Genomic DNA, 15,209 nt, shown 5'->3' with positions numbered 1-15,209 from the left:
CATTTTTCGTCAGGGGCTTCGCTTCGCCCCGACCGTCTTCTCCCTCAGTCCTGCCGCCGGCACCGATCGCGACCATCGCGGCGGACCAGTTCAGTCATTCGTGCAAAGCCCCAGCGGTCGAGTGCGCGGGCGCTGTCGGCACCCCTGATCCTGCCGGATTGCCGCTCAACGGCGGCCGGGCAGTGTGAGGCGATGACCGTCAGCACGGCTACACCGACCTCGCCAGCGGGCTGGTGCTGCCACCACTGTCCGGCGACAGCGCTTAGTAGCAGCAGCGTTGCGGCCAGGCAGAACACCCAGGGAAATCGGTGTCGCTTCATCTTCTTTCCTCCAGCGGATCATTCACGCTGGCGGCGGCTAGACGTCCGTCTCTCTTGGGATTCCTGGATGCGCCCTGCGTAGGTCTGATGCGCATTTAGGCACACGCACCGCTCCATCCGCATAACAGCACTTGGTTCGTTAACCGGACCGGAATATGGATAGCCTGTTCGCCAGCAGGCGGACCGAGGCGTGGAAACCTCGCTATTGGTAGCCGAACGCCCGGCCCGAACCAGTTTCGGCCGGGAGGCGGACGCGTATGTCCAAGGCCTTCGGGCCTAAAGGTGTCCGCGCTCGTCTAATAGCGAGTTTCCAACTTCCGGCTCACGGGCCGGCACCGCCTCGTTCCATGGGCGGTGCCGCCGGCTGGACGAGCCTGTGCATCGCCGAACACGGGTGGTGCGCATGATTGAAGATTATCGCCGGCGCTGGCGCTCGACGCATCCCTCAGGACCGGTCTTATCGGGCGGACTGCTGCTCGCCGCGTCCGACGGCGGCGACGGGGTCAGCACGCGCACCGCAAACATCGACCTGACGCCGGCCGCAGCCGAGTGTGATGTCGAACTCGGCTGGTCCACCAACTCCGATCCCCGCCGGTCGCTACGTCTCAGCAGCGCTCACACCGTGTACGCCGTCCCCATCGCCGGTATCCGCAGCAGGGCAGACTTTGCCACGCCGGTGCCAGGATGATCCGCACGTTCCGGGCTCGCTCACCGCCCGCTGCGGCGTCAGCTCTCCAATAATAAACCTCCACCATCGACTTGCCACGTCGGGATGCCTCCCGGCGAACGAAGACACACGTCCATTGAACAAGGACATATCATGATGACGAGAATCACCGCCGCCGCTTTGGCGTTGCTCGCTGCCTGCGGATCGGCGTCCGTCGCCGAACAGGATGCCGTCGCGCAGACTAGGGCGGCCGCCAAGCCGCTGACCATCGCAGGCGTTCGGATCGGCATGCCGGCGCCCGAAGTGTAGGCCGCGCTCGCCCGTGATGGCTGGAAGGTCGAGACCTTCCCGGGGCGCGACTGGGCAACGACCGTCGAGGAGCAGAAGCGGCAGCAGCGCGGCGCCTCCTCGTTCGACCTGCCGCGCACCGGGCTCGCCACTATTCAGGCGAGCAAGGGCAACGAGGCACTGATCGTCGAGTTCCGGCCGGTGCCGTCGGGCGCCGAGGTCAAGGTCGTCAAATACGAGGCGCCGATGGCGGGGCGCACGGGTGCGCAGATCCGGGCGCAGCTGACGCAACGCTATGGCGCGCCGACCCGCGCCGCTTCACCACAGCTTCCCCTCGATCTGACCTGGTGCAGTGCGGGCGAGCCGTGCCGGTCGGCCTATGGAGCCGCCAAACCCGCCCTGCATGCCCAGGAAGACGTCTACCATAAGGCCAGGCTGATTCTGATGGCAGGCAGCAACGCGGAACGCGCATGGCAGGCGCAGCTGCAGCGCGCTGCCGGCGGCGGCACGCCGGCCAAGTCGTCATTCTGACGCCACTATCACACAGGCATGGCAGACGGGGCGGCGCCAGCCGCCCCGTCGACACGGTCATGCCGCCGCCGCGATCCGCTCCCAGCCGGCGCGGAACGCTGCCCATTCTTCCGCCCACAGGCCGTGTGCGGTGTCGGTCAGATCCTCATGCTCGGCGAGCCAGCCGCTCGGGGCATGCTGGCGGGCGAGGATGCAGATATGCGCGTGGGGCATAGCCCTGCTCAGTTCATCGCCCGGCGTATGAAGCGCGACCACGCTGGTCAGCCGGCGTCCGCGCGCCAGATGGATGGTGGCGTAGGTCGCGGCCATGTCGAGCAGATCGTGCGCGGGCATGTCCTCGTCACCGCGCACGGTGATGACCGCTGCCAGCAGGCGCTGGTGGGGGCGCACCGCCGCGTCGTAATCCTCCAGCAGCCGCGTGAGCGTGGTGTCGGCGACGCCGCGCGCCAGCACAAACCGGTGGTCGCGCGCGGTCACCGGCATGCCGCACGACGTCGTCGGCGCGCTGGCCGCCGGTTTGATCGGCGACAGCTTCGCGCCGATCAGCGCCACGACGCTGTTCGCCTTCTGCTTCGCGCGGGGACGCAGCAGCGCGAAGCCGACACCGTCACAGCCGGGTTCGCGGACATCGTAGAGCGTGTCCATCACTTGCGCCGGGCTCTGCCACGTCGTCGTCACGGCCGTCTTCTTGGTCTTCATCAGGGTATTTCCGTCTTCAGGCGACGCGGGGCTGCTCACGCGTCGCCAGGGTCAGTTTTTCACCATCATGGTGCAGCCGACAGGCCCTCATCCTTTCTCCTTCACGCTAGCCAATGATCGCTCCTGGCTAGAAGCCCTTCCTCAACGTCCGTGGCCGCGAGGATCTGGCCACGGGATGGGCGGGTCGTCATTGGGGCCCTTGCTGCGGATGGTGGGCGGCGGCCCTTTCGGCTTGTCCAGTCGTACGGGGGGGTGCTGCTCGTGCCGGCGACGTTTCTCCCCCCGCTCCGGCCCCGGTCCGGGGCGGCGACGTGTTTCACCAGGACGGCCGGCATCGACCTTGATCGCGGCGGATTGATCCTTTGACCGTAGATCAAGCGGCCGGGCATCGCGCCGATCGGCAGAAGCGGAATCTACGCGTTGCGGTTGCGCCCGGGTCTGCGGCGAAGGAGTTGCGGTGGCAATGTCGACTGCCCTCGGCTCCGCGGGCTGTCGATCGCGGCGTTCTGCATCGGCACGCTGCTGCGCGGCCTGCTTGTCGCGCTCGCGCCGGGCGTTGGTCACGGCCTGCTCTGCTCGCCGCACCTGCTCGTCGCGCAGCCAGTTCTGGAATTCCTCCTCGCCGCCAAACTGGCGCATCAGCCGGTCGATCGCCATCGGCACGTCCGGTAGGAGGCGCACCGTATCTTCAGCAAAGACCAGCCGCTCCTCATCGCGCCCGTGACGCCCCAGCCACCGCCGCAGACGCCCGCGGACCTGCTCCTCATAATCAGGATGCGGCAGCGACCCGCCAGGTGCCGGTCGCGTCGAGACATAGGTGATCCCCGGGTCATGCGATGCGTTCCCGCCGATCGCCGCCGCTACCTCGTCCCAAGCGGCGCGGACCTGCGCCTCGATCCGGGCGATCCGTTTGCGCTCAAGCGCACGTTCATTGTCCGAGGGCGAATGGCGCGCCACCCAGGCGAGATGCGCCCGCGCCGCCGCCAGCAGCGCATCGTCATCGGAGCGCGGCTTCATCCGGCGGCCGGGCTCCGGCACCAGCGTCGCGATCACAGCCTCTGCACGGGACCGCGCGGCCGCCACCACGACGTCGGCCACTTCCATGTCGAGCCGACGCTGGATCAGCCGGCGGGACACGCGCTCATACCGTCGAGCCGCGGCAAGCGCGTCGGCGTTGGCGCCGACCGCGGGGACGATCAGCGCCATGTCCCTTGCCAGCACAGTCTTCGCCGTTTCCGCCTTCATTTCGCAGGCGACGAGTTCGTCATTCACGATCCGCTGCGCGTTGCGGCTACCTACTTCCGTCGCCTGTCCGCGCCGCTCATGTGCCATCGCGCGATTGCCCATGTGCTCGAGCGGGGTCAGCTCGATGCCGTTTTCCTTATAGGTGCCGTGAAGATAGCACTCCTCGCCCATGACCCCATTGACGATGTCGATGAACCGCCCGCGCATGAGCTTCGCCGTATCGACCTTGGCGCGCCGTCCGCTCGAGTCGGGCTCCGCCCGATAGCTGACCTTCTTTTGCCGATAGGAGCGCGTGTCCTTGCCGTTCCTGCGCACGACGACCTCGAAGTCCCAGGCCCCATGCTCCTCCAGCCACTGCGCCGGGCGATCGTAGGCATCGACATGGATGTGGACATTGCGCTTGTCGCCGTGCGGATCGGGCTGGTGGATCACCCCCACCGCCATCCAGCCGTCCGTCGCGAGCATCTGCACGGCCGCGCGCAGAATTTGGCCATGCTGCTGGGGCGTGGCATCGATGGGAAGCTCCTGCACGAACCGATAGTGACTGCGTCCGGTGCGCCCCTGCTGCCATTCCGGTGCCGGAAACGAGGGATGCCGATCGCACCAGGTCAGCCGCTCGAACGCCTCTTCGGGCGTGACGTCGGCGACGACCACCTGCTGGTCCTCGAAGGGGCGCCCCCTGGCGGCCGCCTCGGCTTCGCCTTCACGGCGCGCGACCTTCAATCTCGCGCTCATGTCGCGCAGCCAAGCCGGGCTGCTCGCGAACCCCGCCACCCGGTCATAGATCGCGACGTTGGCGGTCGAGGCGGTCAGGTGGTGGACCCTAGGCTCGCGTTCGCACCGCTCCGCCGCGACGAACAACGACCGCTGGCGCTCGGGGCTGCCGGGGATGTTCGAGACGATGGCACGGGCATTCATCCCGGCCCGGATCACCTGCTCGTCGATCATGTCGATGACGAGGTCCTCGGCCAGATCCGCGACCGCATGATCGCGCTGGATATAGTCGAGGTGGCTGACGATCGTGACCTTCGCGCCATCCCGCAGATAGTCGAAATGCTTTTCCGCCCTGCCCTTTGCCTTGGAGCGGTGGTGAACCTTTCCGCCCTTGCTCGTCGGCACATGGCTTTTGCCGATCGGCTTCATATCGAAGTGCGGCACCCGCCCGCCCCCGCTCTGCCGGGCTTGCCGCCTGAGCGGACTGGGCTGGTGGAAATCGACGCCGACGACACTGGCGAGCGCCTCCACCCTGCCCGGGCCCCCTGGTCGTCTGCCATCGACCTCCACCTGCCGGTTTCTTCCACGACGATACGACGCGCCCACCAGGTCTCGGTCCGCCTGCGCCCGACGCGCCAACAACGCCCGCACATGGTGCGAGAAAACGGGCTGTTCGTCAGGCAGGCCAGGACCGGTCATGCCTTACAGTGTCCGGCATGAACCCGACACCGGCAAGTCCCCCCCTACCCTCAACCGCCTTCCGGAAGCCGCCTGCGGCTGGAGGACACCGCGCTCGACCGCTAAAAACGAGCGCGCGCATTGGCAAATTGGCGGCATTTCCGCCAATTTGCGTTGTTGCGCCTGAAATTTCCTCCTCCTCAGTCACAATGAACCCGATTTCCTCAATCCCCCGTTAGAGGCTTGGTCTTGCCAGCTTATCGGCGCGAGCAATCCCTGACATCTGGGGCCATCGCCGCTATGAAGGTCATGTTGGATTTCACGGTGAGCTTGGAGACGATGAAGATCGTCCGCGCCCTTCCGACTCTCGACATACTGCCGATAAACCCCGGCGAAGGCACCGCCTAGGATTTGTATATTATGGCTTGACGGCTTGCCCATGGCAGGTTGAAATGATGCCACACATGGATACAGCCCGTGTGTCCAAACCGATGGGCAAGCAACCCCCGAAAACCGCAGAAATACGTGCTTTTCACGCTGGATCAACGCCTCCCGTAGGGGTCACCATCGGCTGAAAACAGCTGATTTTGGTGAGTGAATTTAGAGCGGTTGCCCTCGACCGCGGAATGATTTTGCCCCCGGTTTTCTGGCGGGCGGCTTCGCGCATTACTGTCAAGGACATGCCGCGACCGCACGGGAATCGTGCCGTCTACGTTGCGCGGTCGAGTATCCGGCGTGCCTGCTTTAGATGTGGTGCGTCCACCATCCGACCATCGACCTGCAATGCGCCTGCCTCCGGTTGTGCAGCGAAGGCAGCGACGATCGCGTGCGCATGTGCGATCTGCGCCGCATCGGGCGTAAACGCCGCGTTGATCGTCGCCACCTGCGCCGGGTGGATCGCCATCATGCCCGTGAAACCATCGCGCGCCGCGCGCTTTGCATATGCCGCCAGCCCCTCCACATCGCGAAACGCGGGGTAGACCGTCTCGATCGCCGGTACCCCCGCCGCATGCGCGCCGAACAGCGCCAGCGACCGCACCATCTCATACGGCGCGGTATAGCGGCCATCGTCCTCACGCGAGGTTGCCGCGCCAATCGCGGCGGGCAGGTCCTCCGCCCCCCAGGTCAGCCCGGCGAGCGCCACGCCACACCCAGCATAGCTGCCGAGTTGGAAGATCGCGGCCGGGGTCTCGGTTGCGATCGGCAGGATCGGCGCGTCGATCCCTCCCTCGGTTAGCCGCTCTGCAAGCAAGCGAACGCTGGCCGCCCCTTCCGCCTTGGGCAGCACGATTGCGTCCGGCGAGAGGCCGCGCAGCGCCACGAGGTCTTCGCTGCTCAGATCGGTATCGAGCGGGTTGATCCGAACGAAGACCGCGACCCCACCCCGCTCCGTGCGCAACCGCGCCGCGACCGCCGCTCGCGCGGCGTCCTTGGCCGATGCCGCCACCGAATCCTCTAGGTCGAGGATCAGCGCGTCGGCACCACTCGCCGCGGCCTTGTCGAACCGCTCGGGCCGATCGCCGGGCACGAACAGCAGCGATCGCAACCTCATGCCGGCGACCGCTTGATCAGCGCGCTGCGCAGGCACTGGCACACGATCTCGTCGCGCTGGTTGAGCAGGCGGTGCGCGAACGTGACGATCCCCGCATCGGGTCGCGACCGGCTCTCCTTGAGCGCATGCACCTCGGTCTCGGCGCGCAGCGTGTCGCCGATGAACACCGGCTTCGGCATCACGAGCTTGTCGTAGCCTAGGTTGGCGACCAGCGTGCCGAGCGTGGTGTCGCCCACCGACAGCCCGACCATCAGCGCAAAGGTGAAGGTACCGTTGACCAGGATTTGGCCGAACTCGCTCGCGCGCGCGGCCTCGGCATCGAGGTGCAAAGGCTGCGGGTTGTGCGTCATCACCGTGAACAGCAGATTGTCGGTCTCGGTCACGGTGCGACGGATTTCGTGGACGATCGTGTCGCCGACCGCCCAGTCGTCGTAGAAACGCCCGGCCATCATTCGCTCTCCCCGTTGCTCGGCACCAACTTGTCGATGCGCGCGAGCATCGTGCCTTCGGATACCTGCGCGCCTTCGGTTACCTTCAGTTCCGCGACGACGCCATCGAACGGCGCGAGCAACGCCTGCTCCATCTTCATCGCCTCGAGCACCAGCATCCGCTGGCCCTTGGTCACCGCCTGCCCGGCCTCGACCAGCACCGCGATAACCCGGCCTGGCATGGGCGCCAGGATCGCGCCATCGCCCTCGCCCGCACCGGCGATGTGGTCGGCACGGCGCGGACCGAACGGCCACGCCTCGCCGTCGAGGAACAGCACGCCGTCCGCAACGACCGCCGCCGACGCCTGGTCGCCGGTCACCAGATACGGCTTGCCCGCGACCTCGACTGCGACCTGCGAGGACGGCGCCGCATTGGTGCGGAACCCACGCAGGCTGGTCCAGGGATCGCCGGTCACGGCAGGCAGGATCGCCGCCGCCGCCGCCGCCAGCACAGCCGGCGAAGGCTCTGCCGCCGGGATCAGCGCATCGACATGACGCTCGATGAACCCGGTATCGACCCGCCCCGCGACGAAATCGGGATGCGCCGCGGCACGCGCGAGGAAGGCGGCGTTGGTCCTGACCGGCCAGACCTGCGTGCCGCGCGCCGCCGACGCAAGCTTGGCTGCAGCTTCGCCGCGGGTCGCGCCGTGGACGATCAGCTTTGCGATCATCGGGTCGTAATAGGGCGTGACCTCGCCCCCTTGCTCGACACCGCTGTCGATCCGGACGCCGTCCGGAAAGCGCAGCCGGTCGAGCGGGCCGGTCGACGGCAGGAACCCCGTGCTCGGGTTCTCCGCATAAAGCCGCGCTTCCATCGCCCAGCCGGTGATCGACAGCTCGTCCTGTCGCTTCGGCAGAGGTTCGCCGCTCGCGACGCGCAACTGCCACTCGACCAGGTCCTGCCCGGTGATCGCCTCGGTCACCGGATGCTCGACCTGGAGCCGGGTGTTCATCTCCATGAACCAGATCCGGTCGGCGCGCAGGCCGTCCGATCCGTCGGCGATGAACTCGATCGTTCCCGCGCCGACATAGTCGACCGCACGCGCCGCCTTCACGGCCGCCTCGCAGACCGCGGCGCGCGTCGCATCGTCCATGCCGGGTGCGGGGGCTTCCTCGATCACCTTCTGGTGGCGGCGTTGCAGCGAACAGTCGCGCTCGAACAGATGGACCGCCTGCCCGTGCGTATCGCCGAACACCTGCACCTCGATGTGGCGCGGCGAGAGGATGTATTTCTCGATCAGCACCTGCGTGTTGCCGAACGACGCGGCGGCTTCGCGCTTGCAGCTCTCCAGCATCTCGGCGAAGTCGGCCGCGGCATCGACCTTGCGCATGCCCTTGCCACCGCCGCCCGCCACTGCCTTGATGAGCACCGGATAGCCGATCGCGTCGGCCTCTGCTTGCAGGCGCTCAGGTGACTGGTCCGCCCCGAGATAACCCGGCGTGACGGGCACCCCCGCGGCGATCATCCGCTCCTTGGCGGCGTCCTTCAGCCCCATCGCGCGGATCGCGGCGGGCGGCGCACCGACCCACACAAGACCGGCAGCGATCACGCTCTCGGCGAACTCGGCATTCTCCGACAGGAAGCCGTAGCCGGGGTGGATCGCCTCCGCACCGGTGGTGCGCGCCGCCTGCAGCAGGCGGTCCTGCCGCAGATAGCTGTCGGTCGCCGCCGCGGTGCCGATGCACACCGCCTCGTCGGCCTCGCGCACGAACGGCATGCCGGCGTCGACGTCGGAATGCACCGCGATCGTGCGGATGCCGAGCCGTCGTGCGGTGCGGATGATGCGGCGGGCGATCTCGCCGCGATTGGCGATAAGGAGACTCTGGATCATGCTTAACTCTCCAGTCGCAGGGCGACGGCGTCGGTGCCACGTTCGGCGACCGCGTCCAGGATGACGGTGACGATACGGTCGAACCGCGCGCCGATCGTCGCGCGCGCTGCTGCGGCGTTGACGATGTGCAGGCGGATCGGCGGCGCGACGACGGCTACGAGCAGGTCGAACAACGCGTCGAGACTGCCGCCATACCACTCAACGCCCGATGCCTCGCGGATCAGCGTATGGAAGGCGGCCTCGTCGGCAACCGTCGCGCCGTCGATGGTCAGGTCCATGCCCATCACATCCGGAACAGGCCGAACTGCGCGCGCTCGGGGATCGGCGCGTTCAGCGTGGCGGAAAGGGCGAGACCGAGCACATCGCGGGTCTGCGCGGGGTCGATGATACCGTCGTCCCACAGCCGCGCGGTGGCGTAATAGGGATTGCCCTCGTCCTCGTATTTCTGGCGGACCGGCGCCTTGAAGGCCTCGGCCTGCTCAGGCGTCCAGCTGTCCGCGTCGCGGTGGACGGTCGCCAGCACGCTCGCGGCCTGCTCGCCGCCCATCACCGAGATACGCGCATTGGGCCAGGTGAACAGGAAACGCGGGGCAAACGCACGCCCGCACATCCCGTAATTGCCCGCGCCGAAGCTGCCGCCGATCAACACCGTGATCTTGGGCACCGACGCGGTCGCCACCGCGGTCACCAGCTTGGCGCCGTTCTTGGCGATCCCCTCCGCCTCGTATTTGCCGCCGACCATGAAGCCGGAGATGTTCTGGAGGAACAGCAGGGGGATGCGGCGCTGGCAGGCGAGTTCGATGAAATGGGCGCCCTTAAGAGCCGACTCCGAAAACAACACGCCGTTGTTGGCGAGGATCGCGACCGGCATGCCCCAGATCTTCGCGAATCCGCACACCAACGTGGTGCCGTATAACGCCTTGAACTCGTGGAACTCCGAGCCGTCGACGATCCGCGCGATCACCTCGCGCACGTCATAGGGTGCGCGAACGTCCTGCGGCACGATACCGTACAGCTCCGCCGGATCGTATTTGGGCGCGCGCGGCGCGGCGATCTCGATGTCGACGGTCTTCGGATGGTTGAGCGTCGCGACGATATCGCGGACGATCAGCAGCGCGTGCTCGTCATTCTCCGCGACATGATCGACCACGCCCGACTTGCGGCCATGCGTTTCCGCGCCGCCCAGTTCCTCGGCCGAGATCACCTCGCCCGTGGCCGCCTTCACCAGCGGCGGCCCGGCGAGGAAGATCGTGCCCTGGTTGCGGACGATGACGCTCTCGTCCGACATCGCCGGCACATAGGCACCGCCCGCGGTGCAGCTTCCCATCACGCAGGCGATCTGCGCGATGCCCTCGGCAGACATCTGCGCCTGGTTGAAGAAGATCCGGCCGAAGTGATCGCGGTCGGGAAACACCTCCGCCTGATGCGGCAGATTGGCGCCGCCGCTGTCGACCAGATAGATGCACGGCAGCCGGTTTTCGCGCGCGATCTCCTGCGCGCGCAGATGCTTCTTCACGGTCATCGGATAATAGGCGCCGCCCTTCACGGTGGCGTCGTTCGCGACGATCATGCACTCGCGCCCCGACACGCGACCGATCCCGGCGATCATCCCCGCACCGGGGGCGCCGTCGTCGTACATGCCGTTCGACGCCAGCGCACCGACCTCCAGGAACGGCGAACCCGGATCGAGCAACCGCTCGACGCGGTCGCGCGGCAACAGCTTCCCGCGTGACACATGCCGCGCACGATGCTGTTCCGACCCACCCAAGGCGGTCTTCGCGATGGTTGCGCGCAGCGTCTCCGCCAGCGCCCGGTTATGCGCGGCGTTCGCCTGGAACGCCTCGGACGTCGCATCGACCTGTGTCGTGAGCGTCGGCATTACTGGGCCTTAGGCGCGTCGTGGCCGATCAGCTCGCGCCCGACCAGCATCCGGCGGACCTCGTTCGTCCCCGCACCGATATCGAGCAGCTTGGCGTCGCGCCAATAGCGCTCGACCGGCCAGTCCTTGGTATAGCCCGCACCGCCCAGCGCCTGGATCGCCTCGTTCGCGACCTTCACCGCGTTCTCGGACGCCAGCAGGATACACCCCGCCGCATCGAACCGCGTCGTCTGGCCCGCGTCGCACGCCTTGGCGACCGCATAGACGTACGCACGCGACGAATTGAGCGCGACGTACATGTCCGCGATCTTCGCCTGCATCAGCTGGAATTCGCCGATCGGCCGCCCGAACTGCTTCCGCTCGCGAACATAGGGCAGCACCACGTCGAGACAGGCCTGCATGATCCCGAGCTGGATGCCTGACAGCACCACGCGCTCATAATCCAGCCCCGACATCAGCACGCCGACGCCGCCGTTGAGCGGGCCCATCACTTGGCTCTCCGCCACGAAGCAATCGTCGAACACCAACTCGGCAGTCGGCGATCCGCGCATCCCGACCTTGTCGATCTTCTGCCCGATCGAGAAGCCCGCGAAATCCTTCTCGATCAGGAACGCGGTGATGCCCTTCGATCCGGCGTCGGGGATCGTCTTGGCGTACACGACCAGCGTGTCAGCATAGGTCGCGTTGGTGATCCAGAACTTGGTGCCGTTGAGCCGCCAGCCGCCATCGACCTTGTCCGCGCGCAGCTTCATCGACACGACGTCCGAGCCCGCGCCCGCTTCCGACATGGCAAGGCTGCCGACATGCTCGCCGGAGATCAGCTTGGGCAGGTATTTCGCCTTCTGCTCGGGCGACCCCCAGCGGCGGATCTGGTTGACGCACAGGTTCGAATGCGCGCCATAGCTGAGCCCGACCGATGCGGACGACCGGCTGATCTCCTCGCACGCGATCAGATGCTCGAGATAGCCAAGCCCGAGCCCGCCATCCTTTTCCTCGACGGTGATGCCATGCAGCCCGAGCGCGCCCATTTCGGGCCATAGCTCGCGGGGAAAACTGTCCTCGGCATCGATGCGCGCCGCGATCGGCTCGATCCGGTCGAGCGCGAACCGCCGCGTGGTGTCGCGGATCGTGTCGGCCATCTCGCCGAGCCCGAAATTCAGGTCTGCCATCATCATCTCCTGTCGATCTTTTGCCGACCATGTACGGGATCGCCCGATCGCTGGAAAATTGAAAGATCGCGATCAACGCTATAGATAATGTCTATGATCGATCGCTATCATCTGCGGTATTTCCTATCCGTCATCGATACCGGCAACTTCTCGCGGGCGGCGGCGGCCTGCAACGTGTCGCAGCCTACTTTGTCGGTCGGGATCGCCAAGCTCGAAACCGCGCTGGGCCACCCGCTGTTCAACCGCACCAACCGGCGCGTCGCGCTGACCGATGCCGGCGCGCGGCTGGTCTCCCATGCCCGCACGATCGAGGCGACCTTCGCCGCTGCCGAGCGCGAGGTGATCGGCACGCCAACCCAGCAGACGCTGCGGCTCGGCGTGCTGGCGACGACGCCGCGCCGCTGGATCGAGGGTTTTATGCGCGAGCATCGGTCGCGCGGTGCAGGCAGCCAGATCGAGATCGTCGAGGGCAAGGAGCGCGACCTGCGCGAGCGGCTCGCACGCGGCCGGATCGACGTCGCGCTGATGCTACTGCGCGATGGCGACGATTACGCCAGCCAACGGCTCTTTACCGAGGGCTACAGCCTCGCTCTCGGCACCGCGCACCCGTTCGCGGGTCGCGACGTGATCCGTGCAGAGGAACTCGGCAACGATCCGATGATCGTCCGTCGCCACTGCGAACTGCTGCCCGAGACCAGCCGCTTCTTTACGACGCGGGGCGTGCGCCCGGTGTTCGCGTCGCGCACGACCAGCGACGACAAGGCGCTGAGCTATGTCCGCGCCGGCCTCGGCATCACGGTGATGCCCGACTGTTTCGGCGAGCCCGGCATCGTCCGCGCACATCTTGAGGGCTTCGACTTCACCCGCGACATCGGCCTCGTCTTCGCCCCGCACGCCGACCCGAACGAGCTCGCGCAATCCCCCACGATCACGGCGCTGGTCGCAGCGGTTCATCCCGACGAAACGCGCTGACTATCGGCAGGTCGCGCACCATGTCCCGTTCCGTGCGACCATACATTGGCGTTCAGGGCTGCAAGCCAGCGGTGTGACCAAATCGCTTTCGATAGTCCCGCGGGCTCAACCCCATCAGTTTGGAAAATGTCAGGCGGAACGACCCCGGATCGCCATACCCGACATCATACGCGACCTGGTTGATCGGCGTCGTCGTCGTCTCCAGCATCTCCCGGGCCTTTTCGATCCGCAGGCGCTGGTGATATTCGTTCGGCCGCAATCCCGTGGCCCCATGGAACCGCCGCGCGAACGTACGCAATTCGAGCCCCGACCAACCAGCCATGTCGGTGACGCTCGCCTTGAGCGGGCCGCGCGCATGCAAATGCCGCTGCGTCTTCAGGATCGCGGCATCGCCGTGTCCCATCTCGGGCGAGAAGGTGCTGTAGAAGCGCTGCTCCCGCCCCGGCGGATCGATCATCATGAAGCGCGCGGTCTCCATCATCGCGACAGCACCCAGCAAGCGCCGGACGACGACGAGCCCGAGGTCGGTCCATGCCATCACCCCGCCGACCGTGATCAGGTCGTCCTCCTCGGTCAGCAACGCGTCGAAATCGACCTGCACGGTGGGGAACATCGTCGCCAGATCGGGTGCGCAGATCAGGTGCGTGGTGGCGCGACGTCCGTCGAGCAGCCCCGTCTGCGCCAACAGGAACGTCCCGCCACAGATCGATCCTAGCACCGCCCCCGCCGCATGACGCGCCGTGAGCCAGTCCGACCATTTGCGGTCGGTCTCGATACCCAGCGCAGCGGTCTCGCACGGAGGAATGATGATGACGCTAGGCATGTCCGGTTGGATAGCTGCGCCTGTAACTGTGATCGCGTCGGGGACCGTATCGAAGGTCCGCATGATCCCGCCGGCGCCGGTATCGGCGAAGTGGCTGAGCCGAACGACCGGCGCATCCACGCCCAGACGCATCCGGCTCAGATCGTCGGTGATCCGGAACAGGTCGGTCAGCCCGTGGACGATACCGAGCATGACCTTGTCCCGCACGACGATGGCGATCTCCACGGGTCGGGGCGCGATGATGGTTCGGGTCGTCATTTGTCAGTTTTCCCCCGCGTTTTGTCAGTTCGGCCCGTCACGCCCGTAATAGATGCAAGTTAATACACCCATGGCGGCAACACGCCGACACTATTCGGGGATCACACCATGCCGACGCCCAAGCATTCAGGAATACAGCCACTTCTCAGTGGGTCGCGTCGCGATATTCTTTTGGGAACCGCGATCATATCCGCGCTCGCGCTTGGTGGTGAAAGCATGGCCGGTCCGCTGAAACACGGTCAACACGCTGCAGGAGACAAGACCATGAGCACGATCACCGTCAAGGATGGCACCGAAATCTTCTACAAGGAATGGGGCGCGGGGCAGCCGATCGTGTTTCATCATGGCTGGCCGCTCAGTGGCGACGACTGGGACACGCAGATGATGTTCTTCTCGCAGCAGGGCTATCGCGTGATCGCGCATGATCGTCGCGGGCATGGCCGGTCGAGCCCGGCATCCAGCGGCAACGACATGGATACCTATGCCGCCGACGTCGCGGCGGTCACCGCGCATCTGGGCTTGCGCAATGCCATCCACATCGGTCACTCGACCGGCGGTGGCGAGGCGATCCGCTATGTCGCGAAATATGGCAGCAACGGCCGCGTCGCCAAGGCGGTGCTGATCGGCGCGATCCCGCCGCGGCTCACGCGGTCGCCGACCAACCCCAATGGCGTGCCTCCCGAGGCGATCGACGGCATCCGCGCCGGCACCGCCGCCAATCGCGCGGACTTCTACAACGGATTCGCGACCGGCCCGTTCTACGGTTTCAACCGCGCCGGCGCCAAAATCCTGCCCGCCGTCTCCGCCAACTGGATGCGGCAGGCGATGGTCGGCGACATCAAGGCGCAATATGACTGCATCACCGCGTTCGCCGACACCGACTTCACCGCCGATCTGCAATCGATCGACCAGCCCGTGCTGATCCTGCACGGCGAGGACGACCAGGTCTGCCCGATCGATACGACCGGGCGGATGGCGGTCAAGCTGCTCAAGAACGGCTCGATCAAGACCTATCCCGGCTATCCGCACGGCATGGCAACGATCCACGCCGATGTGCTGAACCCGGATATCCTGGCGTTCATCCGTAGCTGAGC

Annotated in this window: 15 protein-coding genes; 5 read left to right on the top strand and 10 right to left on the bottom strand. The window is 66.5% G+C overall.

The features are described from left to right. Window positions 1–44: 44 nt before the first annotated feature. Window positions 45–320 carry a hypothetical protein gene (locus tag C8J46_RS09300; RefSeq protein WP_132737867.1) on the bottom strand — a complete coding sequence of 92 codons (276 nt, stop codon included), beginning with the start codon at window positions 318–320 and terminating at the stop codon, window positions 45–47. A 403-nt stretch (window positions 321–723) separates the two neighbouring features. Between C8J46_RS09300 and C8J46_RS09295 the strand changes: the two genes are divergently transcribed. The 3 genes from C8J46_RS09295 (at window position 724) to C8J46_RS09290 (ending at window position 1,806) form a co-directional block, all read left to right on the top strand. Then, complete coding sequence (locus tag C8J46_RS09295) at window positions 724–1,008, top strand: hypothetical protein (RefSeq protein WP_132737864.1); 285 nt, start codon at window positions 724–726, stop codon at window positions 1,006–1,008. 135 nt (window positions 1,009–1,143) lie between these two features. Then, window positions 1,144–1,296: a hypothetical protein gene (locus tag C8J46_RS20785; RefSeq protein ID WP_165886500.1), complete on the top strand. Its 153-nt coding sequence runs from the start codon at window positions 1,144–1,146 to the stop codon at window positions 1,294–1,296. 180 nt (window positions 1,297–1,476) lie between these two features. Beyond that, window positions 1,477–1,806, top strand: a complete 330-nt coding sequence (locus C8J46_RS09290; protein ID WP_132737861.1) for a hypothetical protein — start codon at window positions 1,477–1,479, stop codon at window positions 1,804–1,806. A 57-nt stretch (window positions 1,807–1,863) separates the two neighbouring features. Here C8J46_RS09290 and C8J46_RS09285 read toward each other — a convergent pair whose 3' ends face one another. From C8J46_RS09285 to C8J46_RS09250, 8 genes are all read right to left on the bottom strand, one after another. Then, window positions 1,864–2,505, bottom strand: a complete 642-nt coding sequence (locus tag C8J46_RS09285; protein WP_132737858.1) for a hypothetical protein — start codon at window positions 2,503–2,505, stop codon at window positions 1,864–1,866. 141 nt (window positions 2,506–2,646) lie between these two features. Then, window positions 2,647–5,163: a MobA/MobL family protein gene (locus C8J46_RS09280; protein ID WP_132737855.1), complete on the bottom strand. Its 2,517-nt coding sequence runs from the start codon at window positions 5,161–5,163 to the stop codon at window positions 2,647–2,649. Between the two features lie 688 nt (window positions 5,164–5,851). Then, the gene (locus tag C8J46_RS09275; RefSeq protein WP_132737852.1) at window positions 5,852–6,694 is read right to left on the bottom strand and encodes a CoA ester lyase; all 843 of its coding nucleotides are present in this window, start codon (window positions 6,692–6,694) and stop codon (window positions 5,852–5,854) included. Next, window positions 6,691–7,143, bottom strand: coding sequence for a MaoC family dehydratase (locus C8J46_RS09270; protein ID WP_132737850.1), 453 nt, complete (start codon window positions 7,141–7,143; stop codon window positions 6,691–6,693). The genes C8J46_RS09275 and C8J46_RS09270 overlap by 4 nt, the downstream gene beginning before the upstream one ends. Beyond that, on the bottom strand, window positions 7,143–9,014 hold the full coding sequence (locus tag C8J46_RS09265; RefSeq protein ID WP_132737847.1) for a biotin carboxylase N-terminal domain-containing protein: 1,872 nt from the start codon (window positions 9,012–9,014) through the stop codon (window positions 7,143–7,145). The genes C8J46_RS09270 and C8J46_RS09265 overlap by 1 nt, the downstream gene beginning before the upstream one ends. A 2-nt stretch (window positions 9,015–9,016) precedes the next feature. Next, window positions 9,017–9,292: a barstar family protein gene (locus C8J46_RS09260; RefSeq protein WP_165886499.1), complete on the bottom strand. Its 276-nt coding sequence runs from the start codon at window positions 9,290–9,292 to the stop codon at window positions 9,017–9,019. 5 nt (window positions 9,293–9,297) lie between these two features. Further along, the gene (locus C8J46_RS09255) at window positions 9,298–10,893 is read right to left on the bottom strand and encodes a carboxyl transferase domain-containing protein (RefSeq protein WP_132737841.1); all 1,596 of its coding nucleotides are present in this window, start codon (window positions 10,891–10,893) and stop codon (window positions 9,298–9,300) included. Next, window positions 10,893–12,062, bottom strand: a complete 1,170-nt coding sequence (locus C8J46_RS09250) for an isovaleryl-CoA dehydrogenase (protein ID WP_207894141.1) — start codon at window positions 12,060–12,062, stop codon at window positions 10,893–10,895. Before C8J46_RS09250 ends, C8J46_RS09255 begins: the two co-directional genes overlap by 1 nt. A gap of 93 nt (window positions 12,063–12,155) precedes the next feature. On the opposite strand from C8J46_RS09250, the gene C8J46_RS09245 reads away from it, so the two are divergent. After that, entirely contained in the window at window positions 12,156–13,034 is an 879-nt protein-coding gene (locus C8J46_RS09245) for a LysR family transcriptional regulator (RefSeq protein ID WP_132737835.1), read from the top strand. A gap of 52 nt (window positions 13,035–13,086) precedes the next feature. Here the strand turns inward: C8J46_RS09245 and C8J46_RS09240 are convergent, their stop codons facing one another. Next, the gene (locus C8J46_RS09240) at window positions 13,087–14,115 is read right to left on the bottom strand and encodes a helix-turn-helix domain-containing protein (RefSeq protein ID WP_132737832.1); all 1,029 of its coding nucleotides are present in this window, start codon (window positions 14,113–14,115) and stop codon (window positions 13,087–13,089) included. Window positions 14,116–14,379: 264 nt separating this feature from the next. Here C8J46_RS09240 and C8J46_RS09235 point away from each other — a divergent pair, with 264 nt between their 5' ends. After that, window positions 14,380–15,207: an alpha/beta hydrolase gene (locus C8J46_RS09235; RefSeq protein ID WP_132737829.1), complete on the top strand. Its 828-nt coding sequence runs from the start codon at window positions 14,380–14,382 to the stop codon at window positions 15,205–15,207. The last annotated feature ends 2 nt before the right edge of the window (window positions 15,208–15,209 follow it).

The sequence above is a fragment of the Sphingomonas sp. PP-F2F-A104-K0414 genome, from assembly GCF_004340945.1.
GTDB lineage: Bacteria > Pseudomonadota > Alphaproteobacteria > Sphingomonadales > Sphingomonadaceae > Sphingomonas.
This window is presented reverse-complemented; position numbering and strand designations above follow the sequence as displayed.